General features: G+C 63.4%; 30 protein-coding genes and 1 tRNA gene. 17 read left to right on the top strand and 14 right to left on the bottom strand.

The window, feature by feature from the left end:
* Positions 1-3 precede the first annotated feature (3 nt).
* Positions 4-939, top strand: coding sequence for a LysR family transcriptional regulator (locus tag FNB15_RS05485; protein ID WP_144067745.1), 936 nt, complete (start codon positions 4-6; stop codon positions 937-939).
* 61 nt (positions 940-1,000) lie between these two features.
* On the opposite strand, the gene FNB15_RS05480 is transcribed toward FNB15_RS05485, so the two are convergent.
* The 3 genes from FNB15_RS05480 to FNB15_RS05470 form a co-directional block, all read right to left on the bottom strand.
* On the bottom strand, positions 1,001-2,185 hold the full coding sequence (locus FNB15_RS05480) for an MFS transporter (RefSeq protein WP_144067744.1): 1,185 nt from the start codon (positions 2,183-2,185) through the stop codon (positions 1,001-1,003).
* Between the two features lie 16 nt (positions 2,186-2,201).
* The gene (locus FNB15_RS05475; RefSeq protein WP_144067743.1) at positions 2,202-3,260 is read right to left on the bottom strand and encodes an SDR family oxidoreductase; all 1,059 of its coding nucleotides are present in this window, start codon (positions 3,258-3,260) and stop codon (positions 2,202-2,204) included.
* A gap of 100 nt (positions 3,261-3,360) precedes the next feature.
* Entirely contained in the window at positions 3,361-3,726 is a 366-nt protein-coding gene (locus FNB15_RS05470; protein WP_144067742.1) for a hypothetical protein, read from the bottom strand.
* A 241-nt stretch (positions 3,727-3,967) separates the two neighbouring features.
* Here FNB15_RS05470 and FNB15_RS05465 point away from each other — a divergent pair, with 241 nt between their 5' ends.
* From FNB15_RS05465 to FNB15_RS20915, 4 genes are all read left to right on the top strand, one after another.
* Positions 3,968-4,153: a hypothetical protein gene (locus FNB15_RS05465; protein ID WP_144067741.1), complete on the top strand. Its 186-nt coding sequence runs from the start codon at positions 3,968-3,970 to the stop codon at positions 4,151-4,153.
* A 135-nt stretch (positions 4,154-4,288) separates the two neighbouring features.
* A complete protein-coding gene (locus FNB15_RS05460) occupies positions 4,289-4,663 on the top strand; it encodes a hypothetical protein (RefSeq protein ID WP_144067740.1) in 375 nt (124 codons plus the stop codon).
* Positions 4,664-4,818: 155 nt separating this feature from the next.
* Positions 4,819-5,412, top strand: a complete 594-nt coding sequence (locus tag FNB15_RS05455) for a hypothetical protein (protein ID WP_144067739.1) — start codon at positions 4,819-4,821, stop codon at positions 5,410-5,412.
* Positions 5,413-5,712: 300 nt separating this feature from the next.
* Positions 5,713-5,865 (top strand): hypothetical protein, encoded by a 153-nt coding sequence (locus FNB15_RS20915; RefSeq protein ID WP_185973725.1) that lies wholly within the window; start codon positions 5,713-5,715, stop codon positions 5,863-5,865.
* 12 nt (positions 5,866-5,877) lie between these two features.
* Here the strand turns inward: FNB15_RS20915 and FNB15_RS05450 are convergent, their stop codons facing one another.
* Entirely contained in the window at positions 5,878-6,759 is an 882-nt protein-coding gene (locus FNB15_RS05450) for an EamA family transporter (protein ID WP_144067738.1), read from the bottom strand.
* 154 nt (positions 6,760-6,913) lie between these two features.
* Here FNB15_RS05450 and FNB15_RS05445 point away from each other — a divergent pair, with 154 nt between their 5' ends.
* Both FNB15_RS05445 and FNB15_RS05440 read left to right on the top strand, forming a co-directional pair.
* A complete protein-coding gene (locus FNB15_RS05445; protein WP_144067737.1) occupies positions 6,914-8,077 on the top strand; it encodes an aminotransferase class V-fold PLP-dependent enzyme in 1,164 nt (387 codons plus the stop codon).
* Between the two features lie 12 nt (positions 8,078-8,089).
* Positions 8,090-8,497, top strand: coding sequence for a VOC family protein (locus FNB15_RS05440; RefSeq protein WP_144067736.1), 408 nt, complete (start codon positions 8,090-8,092; stop codon positions 8,495-8,497).
* Positions 8,498-8,612: 115 nt separating this feature from the next.
* Here the strand turns inward: FNB15_RS05440 and FNB15_RS05435 are convergent, their stop codons facing one another.
* The 5 genes from FNB15_RS05435 to FNB15_RS05415 all read right to left on the bottom strand — a co-directional run bounded on the left by FNB15_RS05435 (position 8,613) and on the right by FNB15_RS05415 (position 12,075).
* Entirely contained in the window at positions 8,613-9,161 is a 549-nt protein-coding gene (locus tag FNB15_RS05435; RefSeq protein ID WP_185973724.1) for a PAS domain-containing protein, read from the bottom strand.
* A gap of 38 nt (positions 9,162-9,199) precedes the next feature.
* Positions 9,200-9,760, bottom strand: coding sequence for a PAS domain-containing protein (locus FNB15_RS05430; RefSeq protein ID WP_185973723.1), 561 nt, complete (start codon positions 9,758-9,760; stop codon positions 9,200-9,202).
* 126 nt (positions 9,761-9,886) lie between these two features.
* Positions 9,887-10,402, bottom strand: coding sequence for a PAS domain-containing protein (locus FNB15_RS05425; protein ID WP_185973722.1), 516 nt, complete (start codon positions 10,400-10,402; stop codon positions 9,887-9,889).
* Between the two features lie 130 nt (positions 10,403-10,532).
* The gene (locus tag FNB15_RS05420) at positions 10,533-11,435 is read right to left on the bottom strand and encodes an MBL fold metallo-hydrolase (protein WP_144067732.1); all 903 of its coding nucleotides are present in this window, start codon (positions 11,433-11,435) and stop codon (positions 10,533-10,535) included.
* Positions 11,436-11,523: 88 nt separating this feature from the next.
* Positions 11,524-12,075 carry a PAS domain-containing protein gene (locus tag FNB15_RS05415; RefSeq protein ID WP_185973721.1) on the bottom strand — a complete coding sequence of 184 codons (552 nt, stop codon included), beginning with the start codon at positions 12,073-12,075 and terminating at the stop codon, positions 11,524-11,526.
* A 124-nt stretch (positions 12,076-12,199) separates the two neighbouring features.
* Between FNB15_RS05415 and pyrC the strand changes: the two genes are divergently transcribed.
* Entirely contained in the window at positions 12,200-13,261 is a 1,062-nt protein-coding gene (pyrC, locus tag FNB15_RS05410; RefSeq protein WP_144067730.1) for a dihydroorotase, read from the top strand.
* A gap of 17 nt (positions 13,262-13,278) precedes the next feature.
* Here pyrC and FNB15_RS05405 read toward each other — a convergent pair whose 3' ends face one another.
* Positions 13,279-13,875: a PilZ domain-containing protein gene (locus FNB15_RS05405; protein WP_144067729.1), complete on the bottom strand. Its 597-nt coding sequence runs from the start codon at positions 13,873-13,875 to the stop codon at positions 13,279-13,281.
* Positions 13,876-14,084: 209 nt separating this feature from the next.
* Here FNB15_RS05405 and FNB15_RS05400 point away from each other — a divergent pair, with 209 nt between their 5' ends.
* From FNB15_RS05400 to FNB15_RS05375, 6 genes are all read left to right on the top strand, one after another.
* On the top strand, positions 14,085-15,293 hold the full coding sequence (locus FNB15_RS05400) for a pentapeptide repeat-containing protein (RefSeq protein WP_185973720.1): 1,209 nt from the start codon (positions 14,085-14,087) through the stop codon (positions 15,291-15,293).
* A gap of 131 nt (positions 15,294-15,424) precedes the next feature.
* Positions 15,425-16,642, top strand: a complete 1,218-nt coding sequence (locus tag FNB15_RS05395; protein ID WP_144067727.1) for a pentapeptide repeat-containing protein — start codon at positions 15,425-15,427, stop codon at positions 16,640-16,642.
* Between the two features lie 82 nt (positions 16,643-16,724).
* On the top strand, positions 16,725-17,939 hold the full coding sequence (locus FNB15_RS05390; RefSeq protein ID WP_144067726.1) for a pentapeptide repeat-containing protein: 1,215 nt from the start codon (positions 16,725-16,727) through the stop codon (positions 17,937-17,939).
* Between the two features lie 148 nt (positions 17,940-18,087).
* Positions 18,088-19,308 (top strand): pentapeptide repeat-containing protein, encoded by a 1,221-nt coding sequence (locus FNB15_RS05385; RefSeq protein WP_185973719.1) that lies wholly within the window; start codon positions 18,088-18,090, stop codon positions 19,306-19,308.
* 152 nt (positions 19,309-19,460) lie between these two features.
* Positions 19,461-20,732, top strand: a complete 1,272-nt coding sequence (locus tag FNB15_RS05380) for a pentapeptide repeat-containing protein (protein ID WP_144067724.1) — start codon at positions 19,461-19,463, stop codon at positions 20,730-20,732.
* A gap of 159 nt (positions 20,733-20,891) precedes the next feature.
* The gene (locus FNB15_RS05375; protein ID WP_144067723.1) at positions 20,892-21,470 is read left to right on the top strand and encodes a PAS domain-containing protein; all 579 of its coding nucleotides are present in this window, start codon (positions 20,892-20,894) and stop codon (positions 21,468-21,470) included.
* Between the two features lie 55 nt (positions 21,471-21,525).
* Here the strand turns inward: FNB15_RS05375 and FNB15_RS05370 are convergent, their stop codons facing one another.
* Positions 21,526-21,789 carry a hypothetical protein gene (locus FNB15_RS05370; RefSeq protein ID WP_144067722.1) on the bottom strand — a complete coding sequence of 88 codons (264 nt, stop codon included), beginning with the start codon at positions 21,787-21,789 and terminating at the stop codon, positions 21,526-21,528.
* 252 nt (positions 21,790-22,041) lie between these two features.
* Here FNB15_RS05370 and FNB15_RS05365 point away from each other — a divergent pair, with 252 nt between their 5' ends.
* Positions 22,042-22,413, top strand: coding sequence for a hypothetical protein (locus FNB15_RS05365; protein ID WP_144067721.1), 372 nt, complete (start codon positions 22,042-22,044; stop codon positions 22,411-22,413).
* Between the two features lie 27 nt (positions 22,414-22,440).
* On the opposite strand, the gene FNB15_RS05360 is transcribed toward FNB15_RS05365, so the two are convergent.
* From FNB15_RS05360 to FNB15_RS05350, 3 genes are all read right to left on the bottom strand, one after another.
* Complete coding sequence (locus FNB15_RS05360) at positions 22,441-23,019, bottom strand: PAS domain-containing protein (RefSeq protein ID WP_246068849.1); 579 nt, start codon at positions 23,017-23,019, stop codon at positions 22,441-22,443.
* A gap of 63 nt (positions 23,020-23,082) precedes the next feature.
* Positions 23,083-25,347, bottom strand: a complete 2,265-nt coding sequence (locus tag FNB15_RS05355) for a lysylphosphatidylglycerol synthase domain-containing protein (RefSeq protein WP_144067719.1) — start codon at positions 25,345-25,347, stop codon at positions 23,083-23,085.
* Between the two features lie 118 nt (positions 25,348-25,465).
* Positions 25,466-25,540: transfer RNA gene (locus tag FNB15_RS05350), tRNA-Thr, on the bottom strand.
* Between the two features lie 302 nt (positions 25,541-25,842).
* Between FNB15_RS05350 and FNB15_RS05345 the strand changes: the two genes are divergently transcribed.
* Both FNB15_RS05345 and dcd read left to right on the top strand, forming a co-directional pair.
* Positions 25,843-26,061, top strand: a complete 219-nt coding sequence (locus FNB15_RS05345) for a hypothetical protein (protein WP_144067718.1) — start codon at positions 25,843-25,845, stop codon at positions 26,059-26,061.
* A 64-nt stretch (positions 26,062-26,125) separates the two neighbouring features.
* Complete coding sequence (dcd, locus tag FNB15_RS05340) at positions 26,126-26,680, top strand: dCTP deaminase (RefSeq protein ID WP_144067717.1); 555 nt, start codon at positions 26,126-26,128, stop codon at positions 26,678-26,680.
* Positions 26,681-26,781 lie beyond the last annotated feature (101 nt).

Raw genomic sequence — 26,781 nt, 5'->3', positions numbered from 1 at the left:
GGCATGGATCGTTTGCGCGAAATGGAAATCTTCGCGGCTGTGGCCGGCGGCGGCAGCCTGTCGGCGGCGGCGCGCCGGCTCAATCTGTCCGTGGCGGTGGTCAGCAAGCAGCTTGCCGCGCTGGAGAAGCGGCTCGGCAGCCGGTTGGTGACACGCACGACGCGCAAGCTGGCATTGACCGAAGACGGCCAGGCGTTTTTCGAGCGCTGTCGTGGTATCCTCTCCGAGATTGCCGATGCCGAGCAGGCAGTGGCCGGCGCCGACGGACGCTTGACCGGCAGCATCCGCATCACCGCGCCGGTGGCGTTCGGCCGCAACCGGCTGGCACCGCTGATCGCCGCTTTTGCAGCCCAGCAGCCGCAACTCAATTTTCATCTGCAGCTCACCGATACCATCGTCGACCTGCTGGAGGAGAATATCGATCTTGCCATCCGCATGGGCGAGTTGACGGATTCGTCCTTGCGTGCGCGCCGTCTGGTGGCGAACCAGCGTCTGATCTGCGGCGCGCCGGCCTATTTCAGGAAACGGGGCCAGCCGCAGCAGTTGTCCGATCTGGAGCAGCATGACTGTATCGCCATCTGCGGCAGCGGCGGCTCGGGCCAGGTCTGGCGCTTTACTGGCGACGCGCAGGAGACCGCCATACGGATCAGCGGGCGCCTGTCTGCCAGTAATGGCGAGGTGGCCTATGCCTGGATGCTGGCGGGACTGGGCCTGGTGCAGAAATCGATCTGGGACGTGGCGGAGGATCTGCGCGACGGCAGGCTGGTCACCGTGCTGCCGCAGTATCGCCGCGCCGAGTCCGTGCATGCGGTCTTCCCGCCCGGCCGCCAGGTGCCGCATCGGGTGCTCTGTTTCGTCGATTTCATCACGAAGCAGCTGCAGGCAGTGGAGCGTGATGTCATGTCGGCCACCGCGGTCAAACCAAAGAAGAAGCGCTGACTCTCTCTTATCCATCATCCCGGGCGTAGCGTAGCGCAGACCCGGGGTGACGATGGTAGTGTTACTCTGCTGCGGCCAGCGCCGTGCGGCTTTCCGCCCGATCCCCCATATGCCCCATCGCCGTCGCCACCAGACCGATCGTTGCCAGCGCCGCGCCGCCCAGTGCAGTGGCGGCAATACCAAAACCCTGTTCGATCACCACGGCGCCGACCCAGGCGCCGATCGCATTGCCGAGATTGAAGGCCCCGATATTCAGCGTGGCGGCGAGCGCTGCGGCGTCAGACGCCTTGTCCAGCACGCGGGTCTGCAGGCCCGGCACGGTGGCGAAGCCAAATACGCCGACCAGCGTGACCAGTGCAAGCGTCGGCCAGAGCTGCGTGGCGAAGACATACTGCGCCACCAGCACCAGGATCAGCAGCGCGAGAATCCCCATCAGGCCCGGCATCAGGCTGTAGTCGGCCACCTTGCCACCCAACATGTTGCCGATGGTGACGCCGATGCCGAACAGCACCAGTGCGGCTGTCACCATGCCCTGCGTCGTGCCGGTGACATCGAGCAGCAGCGGCGCGACATAGGTGAAGGCGGCAAACACGCCAGCAAAGCCAAAGACCGTTGTGGCCAGTGCCAGCAGCACAGGCGGCTTCATCGCCACGCGTAGTTCTTTCAGGAAGTTCGAGTCCTCGACGCGCGCGATGCGCGGCACCAGCAGGGCGACGGCGGCCATGGCGATCACGCCGAGGCCGGAAATGGCCCAGAAGGTCGAGCGCCAGCCATAGACATCGCCCAGCAGCTTGCCGAAGGGCACGCCAAGGATATTGGCAATGGTGAGCCCCGTGAACATCAGCGCCACCGCGCCGGCGCGTTTGTCCTGCGCCACCAGGCCGGCGGCGACCACCGAACCGACACCGAAGAAGCTGCCATGCGCGAAGCTGGTGACGACGCGCGCCGCCATCATCAGCGTGTAACTGGGTGCGGTGGCGCAGAGGATATTGCCCAGCGTGAACAGCGCCATCAGCGCCAGCAGCAGGGTTTTACGCGGAACGCGGCCGGTCAGCGCCGCCAGCAGCGGCGCACCGATGGCGACGCCGAGCGCGTAGCCGGTGACCAGCAGACCGGCGCCGGGCACCGAGACGGCGAAGTCGGCAGCCAGCTGTGGCAACAGCCCCATGATGACGAATTCGGTGGTGCCGATGGCGAAAGCGCTGACGGCGAGTGCCGCAATGGCAATCGTGGACGAGGGACGCATGAGGTGGCTTTCTGTTTTATGGAATCACTTTACGGCGACGCAGGTCGTCGAAGATGGCGATGAACATCGCCTCGGTCTCGACATATGAATGAAAGCCGGCGCGGCGTGATTTCGATGTGTCGGCAAACATGTCGTAGTCCCAGGAGAAGACGAAATCCGCGAAGCTCCAGGGTGACAGTTCGCGCGCATAGTCGTGCCGGACCAGGCCGTATTTCACCTGCATCTGCTGCCACAGCGACGCCTTGTCGGCCATCACGACGCTGAGCTGCAGCGGCAGTGGCGGCGCGAGTTCCAGATCGAAATAGCGCGCGATGCGTGGCCACATGCCGCTCCAGCGGAACAGATCGCCATTGGCAATATTGAAGGCCTCGTTGGCGCCGGCCGGTGTGGTGGCGGCCCAGACAGTGGCCTGCGCCAGCAGTCCGGCATCGGTCATTTCGAGCAGTCTGTCATAGGCGCCGGGCTTGCCGGGAAAGCGCAGCGGCAGACCGAGCTCTTTCGAGATCGAGGCATAGACGGCAATCGCCACGGCGAGGTTCATCGGATTGCCGAGCGCGAAACCGCCCACCACTGAGGGCCGGATCGCCGACCAGGTCCAGGCTTTGCCCTGCTGGCGGGCACGCAGGAAATCCTGCTGGTCGACATTGAATTCCGGTGGCATGTGGCGGCCGCCATCTTCTTCGCGCGCAGGCGTCGCAAACGGGCCGAGATGCGCGCCATAAACTTTGTAGCCCTGCATCAGGCTGACATGCCGCAGCGTGGTCGGCGAGGCCGCCTCGATGGCGTCGATGCCGTTCCTCAGCATCGCCATGTTGGGTGCGACCAGCTCGGCCCAGCTCGGCCGGTCCTGATAGGCTGCATAGAAGACATGGCTGACATTGCGCAGGGTCGTGAGTTTGCTGTGCGTGTCGGCCTCATCCAGCAGGTCGACGGCGATATGGGTTTGTCGCTCTGTCGCCTCGCCACCACGACGCGACAGGCCGGTGACGCGCCAGCCCTGCTTCAGCAGGTGGCCGGCGAGGTTGCGACCGATGACGCCTTGGGCGCCGACAATGACGGCATGTGCAGTGTCCATGCCGGGCAAGGTAGGGGTGCGCCACAGCGCGGGTAGCCGCGCTGTGGGCGAATCAGTTTTTCCGTTTTGGAGAAAGTCGGGCCGGCCCGGGCCGGGCGGGTTAGTGGCTGTTGCGCTTGCGGTCGTCCAGCCTGGCCTTGAGCCTGGTGGCAAAATCGCCGCCATCTTCCTTCTGGGCCAGGAAGATTTCGATCGCCAGGGTGGCGCGGTCCTGGTCGGTGGTCGGCGGGCCCTTCTTGGCCACCTTCTCGGCCAGACGCAGGATCTGCGGGTTCAGCTTGGCGCGGATCGCACGGATCTGCTGCGCCAGCAGGATGCGGGGGTCCCGGGAGTCAGTCTTGGCGGGGCCAGTGTATTTCTGGGCCGGCTTCGGCGCGGCCGGCTGCTCCGCACCGAACAGCCGGGCCAGCAGGCCGGGCTTGCCCGGAGCCTTTTGTGCAGGTTTGGACAGCTTGGGCTTGGACAAGGCGGCAGTTCTTTCCCGGTATGGTTTCGTCAGGGCATCCCCCGGATGTCCCAGACGGCGTTAACGATTAGGCTCGTTCCTTGCCATCTTACTTTAATTTCTTGTCAAGCAAGGGGTGTCATCTTACATCTTAACCATGAGCCTATTTGTGCCACCTGTTCTGCCCCAGGCCCTGGCAAGTAATCCGGCCCAGGGACTCCAGCAGAACCAAGCTCCCACTGCAGTCCAGGCGGCCGCAGCGGTGACGGCTGTGCCGGTCGGCGGTCAGCAGACCCGCATGGCGGCCACGGCATCCGGCAACAGCGGCGGCAGCGCCGGCGCCAAGGGCGAAAAAGGCAAAAAGGCGGATAACCAGGCAGCCGCCACCGAGGCCAGAACCGACACGCGGCCGCGTGGCCTGGGCCGCAAGGCCGATCTCAGCGTCTGACGCTTCTCTCCCAACTTTTCTCTCTCCGGGCAAAAATCTTTTTCCAGTCTGAAACTGCCGCAGCGATGCGGCGTTGTGATGGTGCGACCGTGCCGCGCATGCCGCGCGCGTATAAAGCCAGATCAGAGGCCGCCCATGAATCCGATGCAGTATCCGCGCTTCGCCCGCCCCGGCCTCGCCCAGGCGCAGTCGGGACGCGCCCTGGCTTCGCTGAACAGCGCCCGCGGCAGCCTCGCCACGACGGAACGCGGTGCGCGGCTGTACTTCGCGCAGGATGTGCAGCCGCTGGTGCTGCAGGCCTGCCGGGCGCATGGCATCAGCTTCGATCTGTTTGCGACGCGCTTCAATCTGCCGCGCAGTGCGCTGGTGCTGGTGCTGAAGGGCCATGATCCGGTGCAGCGCCAGACCCAGCGCGCCATCGAAGATTTCGTGCTGCGGGGCCTGAGCCTCAGCGCCGGCATCACGCCCTGGCAGCAGGCGGCGGTCGCCACATCGCAGGACCGGCTATAGTCCAGCCTCGCTTGTGGCAAATCGCCGCAAGCTGCCAATTCCGCAATCACATCACGCATTTGTCCCGTGCTGATCACCATGTGATCCGCGGCGCGCGGAAACTTCCACCGGCGCTCTCCTGTTTGGTTTGCAGACCCTGCGACCCGGAGATGCCCGTGATCGACACGATCCAGACGACCCAGGTTCATGCAAATTCGGCCGATGACGACTTCCTGTTGGATGACGGCCTGCCCTGCCTGCGCCGCGACGGCAAACTGTATTACCTGAGCGACGTGCAGCCGCGCGTGCTGGAAGCCTGTCGCCATTTCGAGATCAGCTTCGACCAGCTGTCGGAAAAGCTTGGCATGAACCGCCCGGCAATGGTGCTGATCCTGAAAGGCTACGATCCGGTGCCGCTGCCGCTGAAGAGCATGATCGACCGCCTGCTCGGCCAGGTCGGCCTGCTGCCGCCGCAGCCTGCCGACATCTCTGCCGCGGCCAACGATGTGGCGCCCACGCCGATTGTCACCACCATTCATGCGGTGCCGGTGCCGGACCCTGTCGCCGAAGAGGCGGTGATCACAGTCATGGCCGAAGAGGTCGGCGAAACCCTGATCCCGCAGCCGCTGACGCCAGGCCGCCCGGCCGCGTCAGTGTCGCCCAGGTCTGTACCGATGGTTCCGCCGGTGGTGTTTGCCGCCGGCCTGCCGGAATTCACACCGGGACTCCGCCGCGCGCCGCGCCGCCGCCGGTCGCAGCTGGGTGCGTGATCCGATTCGGCGCGCGCGTTCCTGAGAGTCGCGCCCATAAATCAGCGGTCGCTTCGACAAATCTTTCGCATCTGTTGCAGGCATTGAGCGAAGCAACGGGCGACTCAGCAACACATGTCATTGTGGTCGGGGTCTGTCGTTACCACTAGATAAAGCTGACGCTGCTGCGCATCGGGGATACCCTGCGCAATAGCCAATGGCCCAGCGCAGCCTGACAACAGATTTTGTTAACCAAAGCCCGGCACTCTCCCTCGCGTGACAACCGATTCGACACGCGATTCATTTGAGGGGGATAAGGATATGCCGGCTCGTATTCGGCACCTGCGCACGATTCTGGCGTCTATCAACGAACAGCTGCAGCAGAGTGAACTCCGCCCCGATGCCCGCGCATATCTTGAGCGCACCGCCGATGCCTGTCGCTCGGCGATCCGGGATCTCGCGCTCAAACTGTGATCTGAAGACGCGTCAGACTCTGGCCGGCTGCCGCAACAGCCGTTTCAGCAATCCAGCATTGACCAGCAGACCGAACAGGATCAGCGCGGCACCGCCGAGCTTGATCGTTGACGGCATCTCGTCCAGCACGGCCCAGGCGCTGAGCAGACCGAAGACCGGCACCAGAAGGGTGAACGGCGCCACCAGCGACGCGGTATGCTGCCGCAGCAGCAGGCTCCAGCCGGCGAAGCAGGCGGTGGTCGACAGCAGCCCGATATAGAGCACGGCGAGAAGCCCGCGCAGCTCGAGGCCGGCAAAGGCCGCGGCCATCGCATCAGGCCCTTCGAAAATCCACGACAGTCCGAACATCGGCAGCGGCGGTACGGCGCTGACCCAGATCATGAAGGCCAGCGGCTTCGGCGCCGCGGCACGGCGCGTCATGATATTAGCCAAGCCCCAGCAGGCTGCCGCCGCGATCAAGGTCAGGAAGGCGATCAGGCCGACATTGCCTTCCATGTCGGTGGCGATGACGATGAGACCGAATGCTGCAATCGCAAGCCCGACCCACTGCATCTGGCCCGGCCGCTCGCCCAGCAGCAAGGCTGCAAACACCACGCTGAACAACGCCTGTGCCTGCATCACCACCGAGGCCAGACCCGCCGGCATGCCCCAGGCCATGGCGAGGAACAGCAGGCTGAACTTCATCACGCCCAGCACCAGGCCGACACCGATCACCCAGCGCCACGGCACGCCGGGGCTGCGGAAGAACAACAGGAAAGGCAGGCTGGCGACCACGAAGCGCAGGCCGTTGAACAGCAGCGGCGGGAAGGCATCGAGCCCCAGGCGGATCACGACGAAATTGAAGCCCCAGATCGCGGCGATCAGGACGGCGAGGGCGACATGGGGAACCGGCATCTGAAACTCTGGGGGGCGGCTGACGAGGTGGCGTGAAGATGCGTCACGCTTCGTCGGCGGACCAGCGGAAAATTGTCAGGCTACATTACGTTGTCGTGATTTACCCGGCGTTTCCATGCAGAATGGCCGCCAGCAAAAAAATGGATCGATGGCGATGAACCAGCAGACTCCCAGCCAGACACTTCTGCCCTCGCAGCGCGCGCAGTTCGATATCCCTGCGGATGTCGCCTATCTCAACAGCGCCTATATGGGGCCGATGCCGACAGTGGCGGTGGCGGCCGGCGAACGCGGCATGCGTGCCAAGCTCAACCCCTGGACGATTGCGCCGGTGGATTTCTTCACCGAGTCCGAAACCGTGCGCGGGCTGTTCGCGAAATTGGTGAATGCCACGGCCGACGATGTCGCGCTGGTGCCGAGCGTGTCCTATGGCATGGCGGTGGCGGCCAACATCCTGGCGCTGAAAAAAGGCCAGAGCGTCCTCACGCTGGCCGAACAGTTTCCCTCCAATGTCTATCCCTGGATCGAGAAGGCAAAAGCCGTCGAGGCGACGTTTATCAGCATCCCGCGCCCGAGCGACGATGACTGGACCGCACGCGTGCTGGAACGCATCGATGCCAATACCGGCATCGTCGCGCTGCCGCATTGCCACTGGACCGACGGCGGGCTGCTCGATCTCATCACTATCGGCGCGGCCTGCCGCAAGGTGGGCGCCGCCCTTTGCATTGATGCAACGCAGTCGATGGGCGTGATGCCGTTCGATGTGCAGGCGATCCAGCCCGATTTCCTGGTCGCCGGCGGTTACAAGTGGCTGCTCGGGCCTTACACCTATGGCTACCTGTATGTGGCCAAGCGCTGGCACGGCGGCATGCCGATCGAGCAGAACTGGATCGCGCGCAAGGATTCCGAAAACTTCGCTGGCCTGGTGGATTACAAGAGCGACTACCAGCCCGGCGCGCGGCGCTTCGATGTCGGCGAGCGCAGCAATTTCGCGCTGGCCCCGGCCGCGCATGCAGCGCTGGACTATCTGCTCGGCCTGGGCACGCAGCGCATCTATGCGACGCTCAAACACCGCAACGATGCGATTGCCGAACGGGCGCGGGCCGAACTCGGTCTCGACACCGTGCGTGCCGACCGCCGTGCCGGGCATTATCTGGGATTGCGCTTCGATGGTGCGGTCCCGGCCGACCTGCCGGCGAAGCTTGCGGCGGAAAAGGTTTTCGTCAGCGTGCGCGGCCAGGCAATGCGCGTCACGCCGCATGTCTACAACACCGAGGACGATATCGAGAAACTTTTCAAGGTGCTGAAAGCGGCGCTGTAAGAGCGCTGCCGCATGATCAAGGTCCATGCCTATATCGAAGTCACGACTGCGGAAGACGGCATCGCCTTCTACTGTGACGGCCTGGGCTTGAAGCTGAAGCGTCAATACAGTCAGCGCTGGATTGAACTCGCGGGTGCCAATACACCGGTCTTTCTGCTCGCCAGCCGGACTCCGACCGCCGATCTTGGCGACAGGATGGTCGAGCGCAATTACGACCGGCACTGGACGCCGGTGCACCTCGATTTCGTTGTCGATGACCTGGATACAGTGTTGGCGCGGCTGCTGGAGCGTGGCGGACGGCTCGATCGACCAGTGAAGTCACGCGACTACGGTCGCATCGCCAACATGGCCGATCCCTTCGGCAACGGTTTTGACCTGATCGAATTTTCTGGCAGCGGGTATGAAAATCTGCCGCTGTAAGTTTTTTCTCTTGTCACCCCGGGCTGGCCCGCGATCCTATCGTTGCGCCGCAAAAAAATAAAAATGGGATTCCCGCTTTCGCGGGAATGACAATGGAAAGAAAAGGCGCTGCTTCTTACGGCAGTGGATACCAGCATTCCTCGGCGACACGCGACGACACCGGGCCGCTGCCATGGCCGTGGCTGTCGAGGAAGGTGGTGATGCCGGCGACCCAGCGCAGGCGGCCCTGTTCGTCGGTCAGCGGCAGGGCGATGCGTTCCATCGGGATGGCCACGCTCCAGTGCGGCGTCAGGCTGAAGGCTTTCTGGTAATTGATTGCCGGCCTGCCCAGAACGCCCTGCGACAGGGCATTGATCAGCGGCACCATGGCGGGCGGATAGACCTCTTCCATCGACTTGCCCTTCGGGCTGTAGCCATACCAGTCCACCAGGCTCTGGCCGACGAGATGAAAATACAGGCGGCCGTTGTCGCGCAATTCCACAATCCAGATATCGGCCAGCGCCGAGGGGAATTGCAGCGGATCGAGCTTGCGCCAGAACGGCACGCGATTTCCCGCGGCGGCATAGAGGTCGAGCCAGTGCTGCACCATCAGGCGATGGCTGGGCAGGGCGACATCACCAAGCAGGGCATTGAACGGACGCTCTGTAGACTGCGAAATCGTCATGGCACCGGATGAAGCGCTTCTGTGAGCTGCCTGGTTCATTACGAGGCGGTGGCCTGGTTGCCGGTCTCGATTGCCGGAATGCGGTACTGGCGCTGGAAATCGATATCAACGGAGTCATGCGACGGATCGGCCGCGTGGCGCGAATGTACCGTGGCGCTGATGATATGCCTGACCCGGCCGGTGGCATCGGTCAGCGGCAGGCTGAGGCGCTGCAGCGCCACCGAATAATTCCACTGCGGCAGCATGCCGCTCATGCCGTGCAGGATGGCGGCCGGCGGCCGCAGGATGGCATGCGCCATGCCGATCAGCCGTTCGCGCGTGGGCGAGCTGACCAGATCGGTCAGCAGCTTGCCGCGCACCTCGCGGCCATAGAAGTCGTTCACATGGCCGCCGGCGAGGCGGAAGCTGAAGACGTTGCCGCCGTCATGGTTGAGGATGCAGATATCGGGCAGGTGACGACCGAGGCTGAGGGCATCGATGGCGGTGACGCGCGGAATGCCGCCGCCAGTGGTGGCGTAGAGGTCGAGCCAGTGCGCGGCCAGTGCCCGGTGCGGCTCGAGCGTCAGGTCGTCCATCAGGCTGGCGAAGTCGTATTGCATGACCGTTCGCCCCTCCCGGAAGGCTGTGATCATGCCAACTCTGGGGTGAATCCGGCAGCAGGGATAATTGAAAATTGATAACCCGGCCGCCCTGTGGACGGGGCGGGCCTTTTCCGCGGCGGAATCTTACGGGATCGGATACCAGTATTCGTGCTCCGGTGCGGGATCGCCGGCCGCGCGGTTGAAGATCGAATTGCCCAGGATATGCGTGATCTTATCGCCGGCCTTGTCGCGTAGCGGGAAGGTCAGGCGCTCGAAGGCGCGCGGCATATGTGTGCCGGCCGGTACATTGGTATGCACGCGCTGGAAACCGGCCTGCGGTCGTTCCAGCACCAGGCGCGACTGCTGCTCCAGCACTGGTACGACATCGGCCGGGAACAGGTCCTGGTAATACAGGCCTTTCGCAGTGCGGCCATACCACTGCACCAGCGTTTCGCCCATCAGGCGGAACTGGAAGCGGCCGTCGTCGGTGAGATCGACGATCCAGGCATCGGGCAGCGCGCGATGGAAATGCAGCGGATCGATCCGGGCCAGCGACGGCACCGTGCCGGCCTCGCGGTACAGCGCAAGCCAGTGCTCTGCCACGGCGCGGTGTCCGGGCAGGTCGAGATCGGCGAGCAGGCTGTCGAGCGGGCGGTCCATCGCAGAAAAACGGCGTTGAAAAAGTCCGCGCAGCATAGCCGCGCGGACTGCCGGTTCAATCACCTGACCTGCGCGATTTGCCGCAGGGCAGCCATGCAAAAGGCGAGTGGGGCGTCTCAGGTACCCCGTCTTATGTTCCCCGGCCCCACAAGCCACAGTAGCGCCGCGCCACGAAGGGCAGGTTATTGGCATAACCGGGCCAGCTTTCATATTGCGGTAATTTGAATTCCTTCTCAGCCGTGTCCCAGCATTTGCCGTCCTGCGCGAGGACCTTCATCGCGGCCGAGGCGTCTTCGAGGAATTTGAGCTGCGCGCGTACATCGTCCTTGGTGCCGAGCCGGTCATTCGGTCCCGGATGGCCGGGGATCAGCCGCTCCCAGTCCAGTTTCAGCATTTTTTTCATGAAGGCTTCGGTCTCAAACGGATGAAAATCGATCATGCCGCGGCCGGGCACGGCACCGACCGGAATGGTGTCGACGATGAAGACGATTTTCTCTTTCGGCAGACGCATCACCAAGGTGGAGTCGGAATGATTGAGGCCGTGATAGCTCAACTCCAGCACGGTTCCGCCCAGCGTGATGGTGCGGCCTTTATCGCCGACGACTTCATCCGGTATGACCGTATGCGGGTCCTTCAGTTTCGCCAGCCGCTCTTTCGCCTTGCGATGCGCGATGAAGGTGGCGCCGGCCTCTTTCAGCGCCTTGCCGCCGGCGATGTGGTCATAGTGATGATGGCTGTAGATCACGTATTTCACCGGCTTGTCGGTGACCTTGCGGATCTCGTCCAGATACTGCTGTCCGCCGAACGGCTTGCCATAAGCGACCGGATCGGTGGCGATCACGCCGGCCGATGTCACCACGAACATGCCCTGGTGATTGCCATTGCGGAAAACATAGACGCCGTCGGTGCCAGGCACTTTTGTCGTGGCGATGGCCGGGCGCGGTGTTCCCGATGGCTGGGCCTGCTGTGCCAGCACGGGTGTGGTCATGCAAAGCATCGCGCCGAGACTCAAGGCCGCCAGAATCCGGTTCATGTGTCGCTCCCCGTTTGTCTCCGGCGCTTGTCGGCCGGTCCGGGCAGCATAGGCCGGCGTCTGGGACGCGGTGATCAGGTTCTTGTGATCAGGCCGGCAGTGTCTCGGCCTGCGCGACCGGATACCATTGCTCGCTCTGTACGTCGTTGCGGATCATGCCATCGCCATGGCCGTCGCGGGTCTTGTAGACGGTGACACCGAACAGGTGGCGGATGCGGCCGTCGGTGTCGGCCAGCGGCAGCGCGATCCGTTCGGACGGCACGGGCGACAGGCGATTGCGCGTCATGCTGAGCGTGTGCTGATGGCAGATGGCCGGACGGTCGATGACCTGGCGCACCATGGCGGTCACCACCGGCAGGACGGCCTGCGTATAGACCTCCTCGAAGGTCAGGCCCTTCGGGTTACTGCCATGCCAGTCGATCATATTCTGGCCAAGCAGGTGAAAGCGGAAAACCCCGTCTTCGTCCTGGTCGACAATCCAGATATCGGGCAACGCCGCGGAGAACCGCAGGGGGTCGAGACTGGCCAATGCCGGCACCTGGTTGCCGGCGGCGCGATACAGCGCCAGCCAGTGCTGGGCGACGGCGCGATGGCCGGGCAGGGTCAGGGTTTCCAGCAGGCTGGCTAACGGGCGGATCACGGGTCCAGTATATCCATGGCGCGGCGGCTTGCACTGAAATACCGGTAGCACTGCACGGCGAGGACTGGCCCGTCCGGGAGGAATGGCGTATGTCATCCCCGATTGGCATGCAGAGGTTTGTCCGATGAATAGCAGCGCCCCGAACCGCCTGGTGATCCGCCAGCCCGACGACTGGCATGTGCATCTGCGCGATGGCGAGGTGATGGCCGCCGTGCTGCCGCATACGGCGGCGCAGTTCGCCCGCGCCATCGTGATGCCGAACCTCAAGCCGCCGGTAACCCGGGCAACGGATGCCGAAGCCTATCGCCAGCGCATTCTTGCTGCGCTGCCGAAAGGCGTGCGCTTCGAGCCGCTGATGACCGCCTACCTCACCGACGCCACCGACCCGGCCGATATCGCCGACGGCTTCAAACGCAAGGTCTGGGTGGCGGCCAAGCTCTATCCCGCCGGCGCCACCACCAATTCGCAGCATGGCGTCACCGACATCGCGCGCATCACCAGCGTGCTGGCGATGATGGAAAAGATCGGCATGCCGCTGCTGCTGCATGGCGAGGTCACCGATCACAGCATCGACATCTTCGACCGCGAAACCGTCTTCCTCGAACGCATCCTCGGCAAGCTGCTGAAGGATTTCCCCGGCTTGAAAGTGGTGCTGGAACATATCACCACGGCCGAAGCCGCCGATTTCGTGCGCAGCCACGCGCCGCAGATCGGCGCGACGATCACCCCGCATCACCTGATGATCAACCGCAGCTCGATCTTCGAGGGTGGTGTGCGGCCGCATCTCTACTGCCTGCCGATCGCCAAACGCGAGCATCATCGTCTGGCATTGCGCAAGGCCGCCACGTCAGGCGACGCCTGCTTCTTCCTCGGCACGGACACCGCGCCGCATTTCGTGCATCTGAAGGAAGCCGCCTGCGGCTGCGCCGGCATTTTTAATGCGCCGACCGCGATGCAGAGCTATGCGCAGGTCTTCGCCGAGGAAAATGCGCTCGACAGGCTGGAAGCTTTCGCCTCGCTGAACGGCCCGCGCTTCTACGGATTGCCGGTGAACGAGGCGCGCATCAGCCTGGAGCGTCGCGGCACTGCCGTGCCCGACAGCGTGTCGGTCGGCACTGACAGCATCCTGGTCTTTGCCACCGAAGCGGCGAAACAGTGGACGGTGGGCGAGGTCGTACCGGCCTGAGATAAAAAACGCCGCGTCTAACGGCGCTTCTTCGGTGCAGTTTTTTTCGCGGTCTTCTTCTTCGTGACGGTCTTCTTCTTCGTCACGGCTTTTTTCTTTGCCGGCGCAGTCTTTTTCTTGGCTGCTTTTTTCCCGGCTTTTTTCTTTGCCGGCGCGGCAGCCTTCTTCACGATCTTTTTCGCGGCTTTCTTTCTGGCGGGTTTCGCCGCGGCCGGTGGCGGTGCCTCCACCACATGCGGGCGGCTGGCATTCAGCATCAGCAGCGCCATGTCGTCGACGGCCACCGACAGGCGGCCCAGCGTGGCGCCGCCGGCATGCAACAGGCAATGCACGCCCAGTTCGCTCACCGCCTTTACCGTTGCGGGCACGGCCTTGTTCTCGCCAGCCAGCTTCAGTTTGACGCGCTCGCCGACCGGAATGTCGAGCCGCGGCGCGAACAGGCAGCCTTCCAGCGACAGGTTGGTCACCATGCCGTCGACCAGCATATCATTGTAGTTCAACTGGGCGACAATGTGAGTGTCGCGGCGATGGAACCTGCGGCGGTTCGACCCATCCTTCTCGGGACCGGCTTTCTGAGTCTGCTGCTTGCCGGTCTTTTGCTTAACGGACGCCATCGACACATTCCCCTGTTGAATAGGTCAACATTACTTGCTGCCCCGGATTCTGAAAAGCCCGATTAAGGTCGCGGCCGTCTGACAAAGCCATGGCGGCCCGGGGCCGGTTTCTCTACAGTGAATCCCCGAACCGTCATCATTGTAATCCACCAAGAGTCGAAATCATCGCCATGTCCGCGCGGATACCGCCGGAGCCCGTTCGCTGGGCCTTGTCGCGCCATAATGCCTATCTGACCAGCCGGCCGGGCGGCGTCCGCCTGCAATGCCGCGCCGACGACTTTTCCGATCTCAAGCTGGATGGCGCAATCTTCGATGATGCCATCCTGCCGGGCTGCAGTTTCGCCAGCTGCTCGCTGCAGGATGCACGTTTCCTGCGCGCCGACCTGTTCGGCAGCGACTTCACCCGCGCTGACCTGACCGGCACCACCTTTGAACGCGCCGACCTGCGTGGCACCAATTTCCTGATGGCGGTGCTGAAGAAGACCTCCTTCCGCCAGGCCGACCTGCGGCCGGGCCAGATCGTACAGCATGTGAAAGAGGGCGACGGTCCTGCCAAGGAGAAAAAGCAGGATGTGCCGGTCAACATGTCCGGCGCCAACCTGGACGAGGCCAATCTGGGCCACGCTCATATGGACCAGGCCAACATGTCGAATGCCAGCGCGGTGAATGCGACCTTCACCGGAGCTTCGCTGTTTGCCGCCAATCTCACTGGCGCCGATCTGTCGGGCGCGGATTTCTCGGGCGCCAAGCTGAAGGACACCACCTTCGTCGGCGCTAATCTGGAAGGCGCCAAGCTGGCCGGTTGCGACCTGCGCGGCGCCAACCTGCGCAGCGTCGATCTCACCAGCGTCGATCTCAGCGGCGCGATGATGGCCGGCGCCATCTATCGTGGCGCGCAGCTGCCGGCCGAGATCGAGGCAAAGCTGCTGCTGCATGGCAAATGGATCGCGTCGAACGGCCTGAGCGGCGAGCGCGCGGTCTTTACCGGCATGAAGCTGCCCGGTATCGATTTCTCGAGTTGCGATCTGCGCGCCGCCGTCTTCCACGACACCAATCTGGCCGGCGCCTATTTCACCAAGAGCCAGCTGCTGTTCACCAGTTTCGTCGGCTCCGATATCCGCAAGGCGAATTTCGATCAGGCCAGTCTCGGCGGCGCGAATTTCTCCGGCGCGATCCTGCTCGGGGCCGCCTTCCGCGCCGCCCAGCTGGTGGGCGTCGAGATCTTCAACGCACTGAATCAGCGCACCGGAAAAACCATCTTTCCGCGCTTTGACAATGCCGACATGACCGGCGTGGACCTGCGCGGCGCGGTCGTGGAAGGCGTCGATTTTGCGAGCGCAACTTTTGACAGAGTGAATATTGCCGGCACCGAGTTGCGCAATTGTACCGGAATGCGCGCGGGCCCGAGACATAAGTGACTGTGATTCCATTGTAATATTTAGTTAGTAAGAATTAGCAGGAATTTCACTTAGGAGTTGCGCTGCTACGGTCGAGACATTAGCGTTTTGTAACTACCCGGTTGCCGGGTAATTGCAGATATTCAACGCTAATGGTCGATCGCAACATACCGCCGCACGAGGTGCAGGTTGTCCTCTCCCGCCACGCCGCCTTCCTGGCCGGCCGGCCGGGTGGCACGCGGCTGCAATCACCCGGTGTGCATTACGAGAACCTGAAGCTCGACGGCGCCAAGCTCGATGACGCGATCCTGTCGCGTGCCGGTTTCGGCAATGCGTCGCTGGCCAATGCGGAATTCCGCCGTGCCGATCTCTTCTGCGCCGACTTCCAGGACGCCGATCTCACCCGTGTGGTGCTGGATCGCGCCGATCTGCGCGGCGCCAATATGGGGCGCGCCATCCTGCGCAATGCCTCGCTGAGCCAGGTCGACCTGCGGCCTGGCCAGATCATGATCGCCGAGACCAGCGAGAGCAAACAGGTCAACGCCAATCTCGATGGCGCCAAGCTGGACGGCGCGGATTTCAAGAACGCCCAGCTCGATGAAGCCAACATGTCGGTGTCCTCGGCATCAGGCACGAATTTCGGCGGCGCCAGCATGTTTGCCGTCAACCTGGCCGGCGCGGATCTCAGCGGCGCCAACCTGACCGGCACCAAGCTGAAGGACGCCAACCTGATCGGTGTCAATCTGGAAGGCGCCAAGCTCAAGGGCGTCGATCTGCGCGGCGCCAACCTGCGCAACGTCGATCTCAGCAAAGTTAATCTCGAAGGCGTGTCGCTGCAGGGTGCGATCTACCGCAAGGGCGATCAGTTGCCGCAGGCGATCGAAACCGCGCTGCAGGAACATAGCGTATGGATCGCCACCAACGGAGCGCAGGGCAAGCGCGCCATTCTCAGCGGCCTGAAACTCGATGGCTGCAATTTCGCCGGCTGCGACCTGCGTGGCGCCGAGCTGCATGGCGCATCGCTCGAAGGCGCCGACTTCTCCAATGCGCAGATGATGTTCGCCAGCTTCATCGAGGCCAATCTGGCCAAGGCGAATTTCGACATGGCCGATCTCAGCGGCGCGAATTTCTCCCAAGCCCTGCTGGCCGCCAGCCGCTGGCGCGGCGCGAAGGTGGCCGGCGTCGAGCTTTACAATGTGCGCAACCAGCGCACCGGCAAGGTGATCTACCCGCGTTTCGAGCAGGCCGATCTGAGCAGCGCCGACATGCGCGGCGCGGCTTTCGAAGGCATCGATTTCACCCAGGCCAAACTGGTCGGGGCGAACCTGCAGGGCGCCGACCTGCGTGAATGCATCGGGATCAAGCGCTGATCACCAGCGCCTCCGAATAACCGAATCTCAACCTACTTCGTCAGCACAGCTTGCCTAAGATGCGCGCATTGCGGATAACGCCATGCCCAATCGCCATCTGCCTACGCGTGAATTTCAACTGACCCTGTCACGGCACGCGGCCTATGCAGCCGGCCGGCAGGGAGGTGTGCGTCTGCAGGCGGCGGGTGGCACCTTCGCTTCGCTTCGGCTCGACGATGCCTGGCTCGACGATGCCGTTCTGACCCGCGCGGATTTCAGCAATGCCTGTCTGGCCGGAGCACAATTGCGCCGCGCTGACCTCTTCTGCGCCAGCCTTGTCGATGCCGATCTTACCAAAGCCACCCTCGACCGCGCCGATCTCCGTGGCGCCGATCTCGGCCGCGCGATCCTGAAAAAGGCCTCGCTGCAACAGGTCGATCTGCGGCCGGGCCATATCATGCAGGCGGCCTCGGACGGGAATGCGTCCATCGTCTCCAATCTGGAAGGTGCGGTGATCGACGATGCCGATTTTGGCAGTGCACAACTCGATGAGGCGCGCCTGGTCGTGGCCTCGGCGCGGAATGCCAGTTTCGCCAACAGCAGCCTCCATGCCGTGAATTTTGCCGGTGCCGATCTCAGCGGCGCCGATTTCACCGGCGCCCGACTGAAAGAGGCCAATCTCGTCGGCGCCATGATGGAAGGCGCGAAACTCCGCGGTGCAGACCTGCGCGGCGCCAACCTGCGGAACGTCGATCTCAGCCGCGTCGACCTGACCGGCGCCTCCCTGCAGGGCGCCACCATGCGGCGCGGATCGGCATTGCCACCGCCGATCGAGGCCATGCTGGCATCGCACAGCCGCTGGATTGCCACCGGCGGTGCCGAGGGCGAGCCTGCGCGCCTGCGCGGACTCAATCTGGTCAACTGCGAGTTTGTCGGCTGCGACTTGCGGGGCGCCGATTTCAGCGGCAGCCAGTGCAGGAATGCGGATTTCACAGAATCCGAAATGATGTTCGCCAATTTCAGCAGTGCCGACCTCGCGGGTGCACGGTTTGATCGCGCCGATCTGTCCGGCGCCAATTTCAGCGATGCGCAGCTGGCAGGCGCCAGTTTTTTCGAAGCCCGCCTGACCGGCGCGGTCCTGCTCGGTGCACGCGGCGGTAGCCGTCGCCTGCTCTATCCGCAATTCACGCGAAGCGACCTGTCCCAGGCGAATTTCCGGGGGGCGATCATCGAGGGAGTAGATTTCAGCTCGGCGATCCAGACCGGCAGCCTGCTGAAGCACGGCCGTTTGCGGGATTGCTCCGGTGTCGTCTCGTAAGCCGTCGGGGCGAGATTCAGTAGGATTCTGCGACTCAGTCTGAAATCGGCTTGCCGCCTGCGACCGTGCCGCACTATTGTCAAAATGGAAATAACCCGAGGACAATACCCGTCAGGGATACAAGCCCGGCGGCAAGGATTTATTGGCAGTGCCTGAACTTCGTTTTCCACCGCAGCACCTGACTGTCGCCCTGTCCCGCCATGCCGCCTGGGCCGGCGGGCGCAGCGAAGGCGAGCGTCTGCAGCGCCGCGGCGAGGATCTGTCCTTCTTCCGGTTCGACAATGCGAAGCTGAACGACGCCGTGCTGGCGCGCTGCCTGCTCAGCGGCAGTTCGCTGGTGAAGGCCGAACTGCGCCGCGCCGATCTCTTTGCTGTCGATTTCATGCGCGCCGACCTGTCGGGTGCGATCCTGGATCGCGCCGACCTGCGCGGCGCCAACATGATGAAGACCGTGCTGCGTGGTGCGTCGCTGAACCAGGCCGACCTGCGCCCGGGCCAGATCCTGGTCGAGGGCGGCGGCACCAAGTCGCAGACCGCCAACCTGTCGGAAGCCAAGCTCGATGGTGCCGACCTGCGCTCGGCCCAGCTCGACGAAGCCAATATGTCGGTGTCGTCCGCCACCGGCGCGAATTTCGCCAATGCCAGCCTGTTCGCGGTGAACCTGGCCGGCGCCGATCTCTCGGGCGCCAACCTCACCTCTGCCCGTCTGCGCGACGTCAACCTGATCGGCGCGCGGATGGAAGGCGCGCTGTTACAAGGTGCAGATTTACGCGGTGCAAATCTACGCAACGTCGATCTCTCCAAGGTGAACCTGAAGGGCGTCGACCTGTCGGCGGCGACCTACCGTAAAGCCGCCAATCTGCCGACCGAGATCGAGGTGATCCTGCACGCGCATAGCCGCTGGATCGCCACGGGCGGTGCCGAAGGGTCGCGCGCCATCCTCAATGGCAAGAAGCTGGTGGGTTGCGATTTCTCCAGTTGCGACCTGCGCGGCGCGGAGCTGCATGGCTGCGACCTCAAGGGCGCCGATTTTTCCAGCGCGCAGCTGCTGTTCGCCAGCTTCCTGGGTGCCGACATGCACAAGGTGAACTTCGACCAGGCCGATCTCGGCGGCGTCAATTTCACCAGCGCCAACATGGCCGAAGCCACCTTCCGCGGCGCCAAGCTGGTCGGCGCCCCGCTGTTCAGCGCCAGCCAGCAGGCCACTGGCCGCACGCTCTATCCGATCATGCTCGATGTCGACCTGACCGGCGCCGATATGCGCGGTGCGGTGCTCGACCATATCGACCTGAGCAAGGCCAAACTCAGCCGTGCCAATTTCTCCGGCGCCGACCTGCGCAACTGCGTCGGTATCAACGGCGACGTCTGAGACGGGCGCAGGTATCGCCGCGTGTATCCGCGGCTACGTAAACTCGCCGATATCAGCCTCATCACGGCATGAATCTGTTGGCGCGCGCGCCGTGGTCCCGCTAGAGTTGCAGCGCATCCCTGACAGAACGCCGGGGCTGACAGAAGGCCACGATGACCGACCGCCGTCTCCCTCCACCAACCCTGCTGCACGCCTTTTCGCGCCATGCCGCCTATATGGCCCAGCGCCAGGGCGGCGAGCGCCTGAAATACCGCGACGAGGATTTCTCCCGGCTGGTCCTGGACGGGGCGCAACTCGACGATGCGGTGCTGGCGGCCTGCCGCTTCATTAGCGCCAGCCTGGTCAAGGCCAGCCTGCGACGGGCCGACCTGTTTGCCGCCGATTTTGCCACCGCTGATCTGAGCCAGATCCAGTTCGACCGTGCCGATCTGCGCGGCGCCAACTTCTTCGGTGCGTGCTTGCGCGGTGCCAGCCTGCGCCAGTCCGACATGCGGCCAGGCCAGATGCAGATCCAGGACAGTCGCGGCACACGGCGGCAGGTCACGACCCTGCGTGGCGCCGATCTCGAGGGTGCCGATCTGTCGCTGACCCAGCTTGAGGAAGCCGACATGGCGGTGGCGTCGGCGCGCGGCGCCAGCTTCGCCCGCGCCAACCTCTACGGCGTCAATCTCGCTGGTGCTGATCTCAGCGGCGCCGATTTTACCGAAGCCAAGATGAAGGAATGCAACCTGCTCGGCGCCAAGCTCGATGGCGCCAAGCTGAAGGGCGCCGATCTGCGCGGTGCAAACCTGCGCAATGTCGATCTCAGCATGGTCAATGTCACCGGCGCCAACCTGATCGGCGCCGCGATGCGCAGCGCCAACGCGACTATGCATGGCGAAATCGAGGCCATCCTCGCCAGCCATTCACGCTGGATCGCCACCGGCGGCAGCGAAGGCGAGCGCGCCAACTTCTCCGGGCGCAAGCTGCGCGGCACTGATTTCTCGGGCTGCGACCTGCGCGCTGCCGATTTCACCGACGCCAACCTCTCGGATGCGCATTTCGTCTGCGCCCAGCTCACATTCACCAACTTCACCCGCTGCGATCTGCAGCGCGTCAATTTTGACGAAGCCTGCTGTGCAGGCACCATCTTCAGTGAAGCCAATCTCGGCGCCGCCACCTTCCGCAACGCGCAACTGATCGGCGCCGAGGTGACGACGCCGGATGGTCAGCCCACCGGTCGCCTGTTCCACCCGCAGATGACCGGCACCAATCTGAATGGCGTGGACCTGCGCGGCGCGAAGGTGGTGGGCGTCGACTTCGGCCAGGCGCAATTCACGGATGTGCATCTGGGCAGCGCCAGCCTGATCGATTGCAAGGGTCTGCCGCCGCCAGGCCCGGTGCGTCATATCGCCAAGCCCAAAGGCACGATTCTTATCGACTGAAGGTTATCCCTGCGGCGTCCGTTCAAATGGGGAAATTTCTTGTTCTCGGAGAAATGATCGGTTTTTCAGATCATGTGGTTCTTGCGCCACAGGTAACGGTTTTTGCGGCATAGTGGCGCGAGTGTGAGTGGGGAATACGGCTCAAGGCAGGGAGAAACCATGCGCTTCGCCGAAAAAATCGACGAGCCGGATTTGCGGCATCTGTATTTCTACTGGCTGTCGAAAAAGACCAGCCGGTTCCCGCCACCGCGGTCAGTCATCGAGCCCGGCGAAATCCGCTTCCTGCTGCCGGCGCTGTTCATCATCGAGGTCGATCACAGCGAAGAGCGTTTCCGCTATCGCCTGGCCGGCAGCGATGTTGAGGCGCTGGTGCAGGCGCGGCTGCATGGCCTGTGGCTGGATGAAGCGCTGCGCTCGCCTTTACGCGAATTCTTCGACGAAGCTTTCTGCGCCGCGGCTTTTGGCCGCAAGGTTCAATATCGTCGCAACACGCTGCATCTCGCCGGGCGGCCATATATCCGCTATTCGCGCATCCTGCTGCCGCTGTCGAATACCGGCGAGCGTATCGATCATCTGCTGGGCTGCATCAAGCTCGATGGTGAAATTCATGCTCGCAATCCCGGCATGGTCGAGCAGCACGAGATCACCATCAGCGATGTCGCGACGTTTGAACTCGATGCCTATGAGATGCCGGAAGAGATAAAGCGTCTGGGCAGCGGCGGATCGCCTGACCAGTAAGCGACGGCGGCGCAGCCAGGATCGCGGCGACCGGGATCTGGCCCCGGCCGGCAGGTCACATTTCGACCTTGCCCCAGGCGATCTGGTGCAGCGGCAGGTCTTTCAGCTTTTCCACGTAAGGCTTGGCGCCGATGAAGATGGGTGCAAGGCTGACGCCCTTGGCGACCAGCACGACATCATCTTTCTGCAGGCGCTGCTTGAACGCAGCCATGGACCGCTGGGCCATTTCCGGCGTGGCGACGCCGGATTCCGACACCATGATCAGGGTGACGACTTTGCCGTCGATCTTATAATTCACAAACGGGTAGTGCTGCCCCATGCCTCTTCTCCCCAGGCCGACCCCTGCGTGCAGCGTTAACCAAAACATATTCCATATGACGTAGAAAAACTAACGAATTCTAACTGCTGTGTGATTACTAAGCGGGCTTGCATTGAAAACTGTGACGCTCGCCGCAGGGTGGCGACTTTGCCAGACGCGTGGTCTTGGCCTTTCGTCATGTGCAACCATACTTGTGTTCAATCGCTCCGGCCGCCATTGCAATGCAATATGCGGGAGCATTGGAGACCGACCATGACAAAAGCCACCTTTTCCGCCGCATTTCTTCCAGCTGTTGCTCTTGCCGTTGTCCTCGCGACAAGCTTGGCTGCAGCGCCGGTGCAGGCCGGCAGCTTCGTTGTGCAACCCGGCGCAACGACGCAGATCGATGTTGCCGAGCGCAACAACTACACCACCATCGTCGTTACCAACGGCAGCAACGTTGCCGGCAGCCTGCAGATTCCTGCGGGCGGCACCACGGTGGCCGTGCCGGCCAATGGCAAAATCGAACTCTATGATCGCTACAGCAGCGGCCCGATCGGCAATGCTGTGCTGGCTGTGACCAATACCGGCAGCGTGCCGCTGCGGGTGATCTCGCAGTACTCCGTCCGGCTGCCGCTGCCGTAACAGCAGTGGCCTCGGCGGGATCTGACTTCAGAAACCGCCCGGCATGTCCTGATCGGGCAGCGGCGTGAATGTCTCGGTGTCGAGCCGCAGGTAGAAGCCGTCGCGGAAGCCGCCGCTGCGGCTGAGTTCGGTGATCGAGCGCGGCTGCACCGGAATCGCGGAGGGCCAGACCTGCACGCTGAACACCTGCGCGGGTCGGTCCGTCTCGCCATAACTCAGCGGCAGCATCAGGCGTCGCGTCATCGCAAATCCTTCGGCATCCCAGCGGAATACGCTTTCGGAGTAGACCGGCACGCCGTCATGGAAAGCGGCATCGTAGATATGTGTCATGTAGTCGCGATAGCTGCCCTGCATGATGTCGTGCAGCGTCTTGCCGGTGAAATCCGTGCCATAGCGTTCGACATGCGCTGACCCCACCAGGCGGTAACGCCAGATGCTGGCGCCGGCCGGTTCGGTGATCAGCAGGTTGGGCCAGATCGCCGGCGGCAGGTCGAGCGGATCGATCTCGCCGCGATCCGCCATGCGGCGGCCCAGCCGCTTGCGCGACCAGTACACCGCCACGGCATCCAGTATGGGCTCGTCGGAAAAAGGCGTGCGGCCGATCATCGCCTTCAAGTCTACCGCCGCCGCATCGACTTGTCGCTAAAGCTGTAGGCCAGGCCGCGTGGATCAGCCCCGGGCGGCGGGCGCGCCGGTGGTTCTGTCGTCGTTCGGCAGCGCAGCAAGCAGGCCGAGCAGGAACCAGAAACTGCGCTGGAAGAAGAAGTCATGCACGGTCGTGGCGGCGCCGAGGCAGACCAGCGCGACCAGCAGGCCGATGGCCCAGCCGGCCGTCTCCGGCATCGCCATACCGCGGAAGGCGTGGCGTATGGCAATGCCGAATGTGCCGGCCACGACCAGCAGACCGACCAGCCCGGTTTCGGCCAGCAGCCAGACCGGCACCGAATGGATCACCAGCGGGCCGCCGGTGGTGCTGAGATAGTGATGCATGTAGGCGCCGAGGCCGTTGCCGAAGATCGGCCGCTCCAGCCACATCGCCCAGCCGTCGGTGATGCTGGTCCAGCGTTCCAGGTCGCCCGACTGGCGCTCGATGCTGACCTGCAGCAGCGCGGTGAGCTGTTGCACATAGGCCGCCTCCGCGGCGCTGGTGGCGCTGTTGGTGAAGAAGGCCACGGCTTTGGCAACCGCGGGCACCAAGATGGCATAGATTTCGTGCAACTGCGTGCATAACAACAGCGTCGCCAGTGACCAGATCAGGCTCGGCAGCAGGGCGCGGCGACTGCTCTGCGCCGGGAACAGCATCATGGTGGCCAGCAGAATGAGGGTCATGCCCAGGCCCGCACGGGAATGACAGAAATAGATCGCGGCGCAGGCGACGCTGAGGATCAGTGACAGCAGATATCTGTGCCGGCCGAAAATCCCCAGATGCCAGGCCGCGATTGCAGCGGCAGATGTCATCACCATCTGCACGGCGAAGGCATTCGTATTGCCGGCATAGGCCTTGAGCGGTAGCGAAAAGATATCCTGATGGAGTCTGATGCCGGCCAGCGCCGCGATCATCAGGCCCAGTTGCAGCACCGCGATGGTGCTGCCGGTGGCGATGAAGGTCGACAGCAGGAGGCGGCGGTGCCGGTCTGTCGTCACGGCAATCGCGACGCCGGTGGTGACATAGCCGAGAATGATCAGCCAGCCGAGGCCGCGGTTTAGGAATGCCCAGCTGGTCCAGCCGAAACGGCTGTAGCCATAGGCGAGCGAGGCCGCGAATACCAACGTCACTGCTGCCAGGCCCGCCAGCAGCAACTTCGGCAGCGGCAGCGCATACCGGTAGCGCCACAGGAAAAAGGGCGCGAGGCCCAGACTGGTCAGCGAAATCAGGTCGGCGACATTGGCGGTGAGTTCGCCGCCGCGCACAGGAATGCGCAGCTGGAAGAACAGCAGCATGGCACAGAGCATGCAGCCGATGGTGATGCCGATCGTGGCCCAGTTGATGCCGGGCGTCATCACGGCCGCCGGCTGTGTCTTCTGTGCGGCGTATTTCTTGCGGTGCCGCATCACGATCAGGGTGCTGACAACCGCAAAGATCACGACCAGGAAGAGATACAGCAGGCCGATGGCGACAGCGCTGGCAATGGCTGCCGAGTCATCGATGCCGATCGCGCCCAACGCCTGCGCCGCGCTCAGTTCGCGGATGCCCCAGCCGGAAAAGCTGATTGGCAGGCTGGAGGTGAACATCACGATGATCAGGGCGGCGATCACCTCGCCGTCAAAGCGCATGACGCCGATGCCCCAGAGCAGGCTGAGATAGGCGCCGAGCATGCAGGCATGCGCCAGCAGCGTGATCAGCACGCTGGGCCACTGGCGACTGGCCGCGCGCAGCGAGGTGGGCAGGCCCTTCAGCATACCGGCCGGGCGCAGCACGACCGCGAATATCACGACAGCCACCACGGCCAATGTCGCCAGTACCGACAGCAGCGAGAAGCCGGCCGGCAGCAGATCGAAGTGGATGTTGACGAAGAGATACCAGACACTGACCAGGCTGAGCAGGAACAGGATGGCGGCGGCCTGAATGCGTTCCCAGTAGGTGGCGATCACCGAGGCGCTGAACGGCACGCCGTCGGCCGCCAGCGCGGCGGCGCGGCTCAGGCTCTGGCCGATGATGTTGAGGAAGATCTGGTTGGAAACCTGACCAATCGAGTGGGCGAAGAACAGGCTGCGCCAGCTCGGCTGAAAGCCCAGGCCGGCCAGCACCGAGCGGAACCGCACCAGCGACAGCAGCGAATTGGCCAGCACCAGCACGGCGGCCACCACGATGCTGAACCAGTGGATCGAGCCCAGGGTCTCGATAACAGTGTCGATGCCGGCGAAATACAGGGTCGCAGCGAGCGAGCCTAGGGAGATCAACGCCAGAAAGGCAAGACGAAGGCCACGGGCCATTGCGGATTGTCTAATCTGTTAAGAGGTGCGCGATCTAATCGGCCATGGTCATGCCATGCCATACAGGCATGAGCAAGTTGTCCATTAGACGTATTACAGAAAAATGCCGTGTGGCAGATGGTGCTGCTGGACAGGATTGAACTGTCGACCTCCTCATTACCAATGAGGTGCTCTACCACTGAGCTACAGCAGCCCGAATCTGGTGTTTAATCCGGCTGGATTAACATCCAACTGGATTAACAGGGGCCTAAAATGACAAACCGGCCCTCGGACCCTGAGAGTCCGGCCGGCGTCGGGCGCGGAAACTGCCACAGCCGGCCGGTCGGCGCAAGCGCGACATCCAAGGTTTCGGCCGGGTTTTGTGAAATCAGGGATTTGTCTGTCTTTCCGGGGCTTTGAGCCGTGATCGCAGCGACCGGTCGGCGCATTTCCAATTGACGGCCGCAACCCCGCTGGCTATCGCTGCCAGCACCGCAAAGGGCGGCGGGACGGGTGATGGCAGACAGCGACAGATCGGCTCCGGATGCACCGGTTTCAGCCCTGCGTCACCGCAGGGCGAAAGCGCGTGCCGAGCGCGCCGCCCGGCTGGCCGCCAGTCTGCGCGCCAATATCGGCCGCCGCAAACAGCAGGCCCGCGACCGGACCGCACAGGACTCTGGCGGCGAAGGGCCGGATGAACCCGAAGATGACCCGCTGCTTGATGGGGGCGCTTGACGCGCCAGCGCGGCCCGCTTAAGCCCGAACGACCGTATTCCCGCCACCGAAAGGGCGCAGCTGCATGTCTGTCATGTCCGATATCTGGATTCGCGAAATGGCGAAGACGCAGGGCATGATCGAGCCTTTCGTCGAGGCGCAGAAGCGCGAGGGCACGATCTCCTACGGCCTGTCCTCCTACGGCTACGACGCCCGCGTGGCGCGCGAGTTCAAGATCTTCACCAACGTGAACAGCGCGGTGGTCGATCCCAAGGAATTCTCACCGGATTCCTTCGTCGACCGTGATACCGATGTCTGTATCATCCCGCCCAACTCGTTTGCGCTGGCGCGCACGGTGGAATATTTCCGCATCCCGCGCGACGTGCTGGTGATCTGCCTGGGCAAGAGCACCTATGCGCGCTGCGGCATCATCGTGAATGTCACGCCGCTGGAGCCCGAATGGGAAGGTCATGTGACGCTGGAATTTTCCAACACCACGCCGCTGCCCGCCAGGATCTACGCCAATGAAGGCGCCTGCCAGTTCCTCTTCCTCAAAGGCGACCAGCCCTGCGAGGTGAGCTATGCCGACCGTGCCGGCAAATACATGGGCCAGCGCGGCGTCACGCTGCCCAAGCTGTAATTCCCGCTTCCGGTTAGGCTTCGCTCGAAGCTGCAACTTTTAGTGTATATTTTATAACGCTTTCAGAGACCGGCCGACGATTAGGCAGGTTTAGCGGGAAA

It is taken from the genome of Ferrovibrio terrae, assembly GCF_007197755.1.
Lineage (GTDB): Bacteria > Pseudomonadota > Alphaproteobacteria > Ferrovibrionales > Ferrovibrionaceae > Ferrovibrio > Ferrovibrio terrae.
This window is presented reverse-complemented; position numbering and strand designations above follow the sequence as displayed.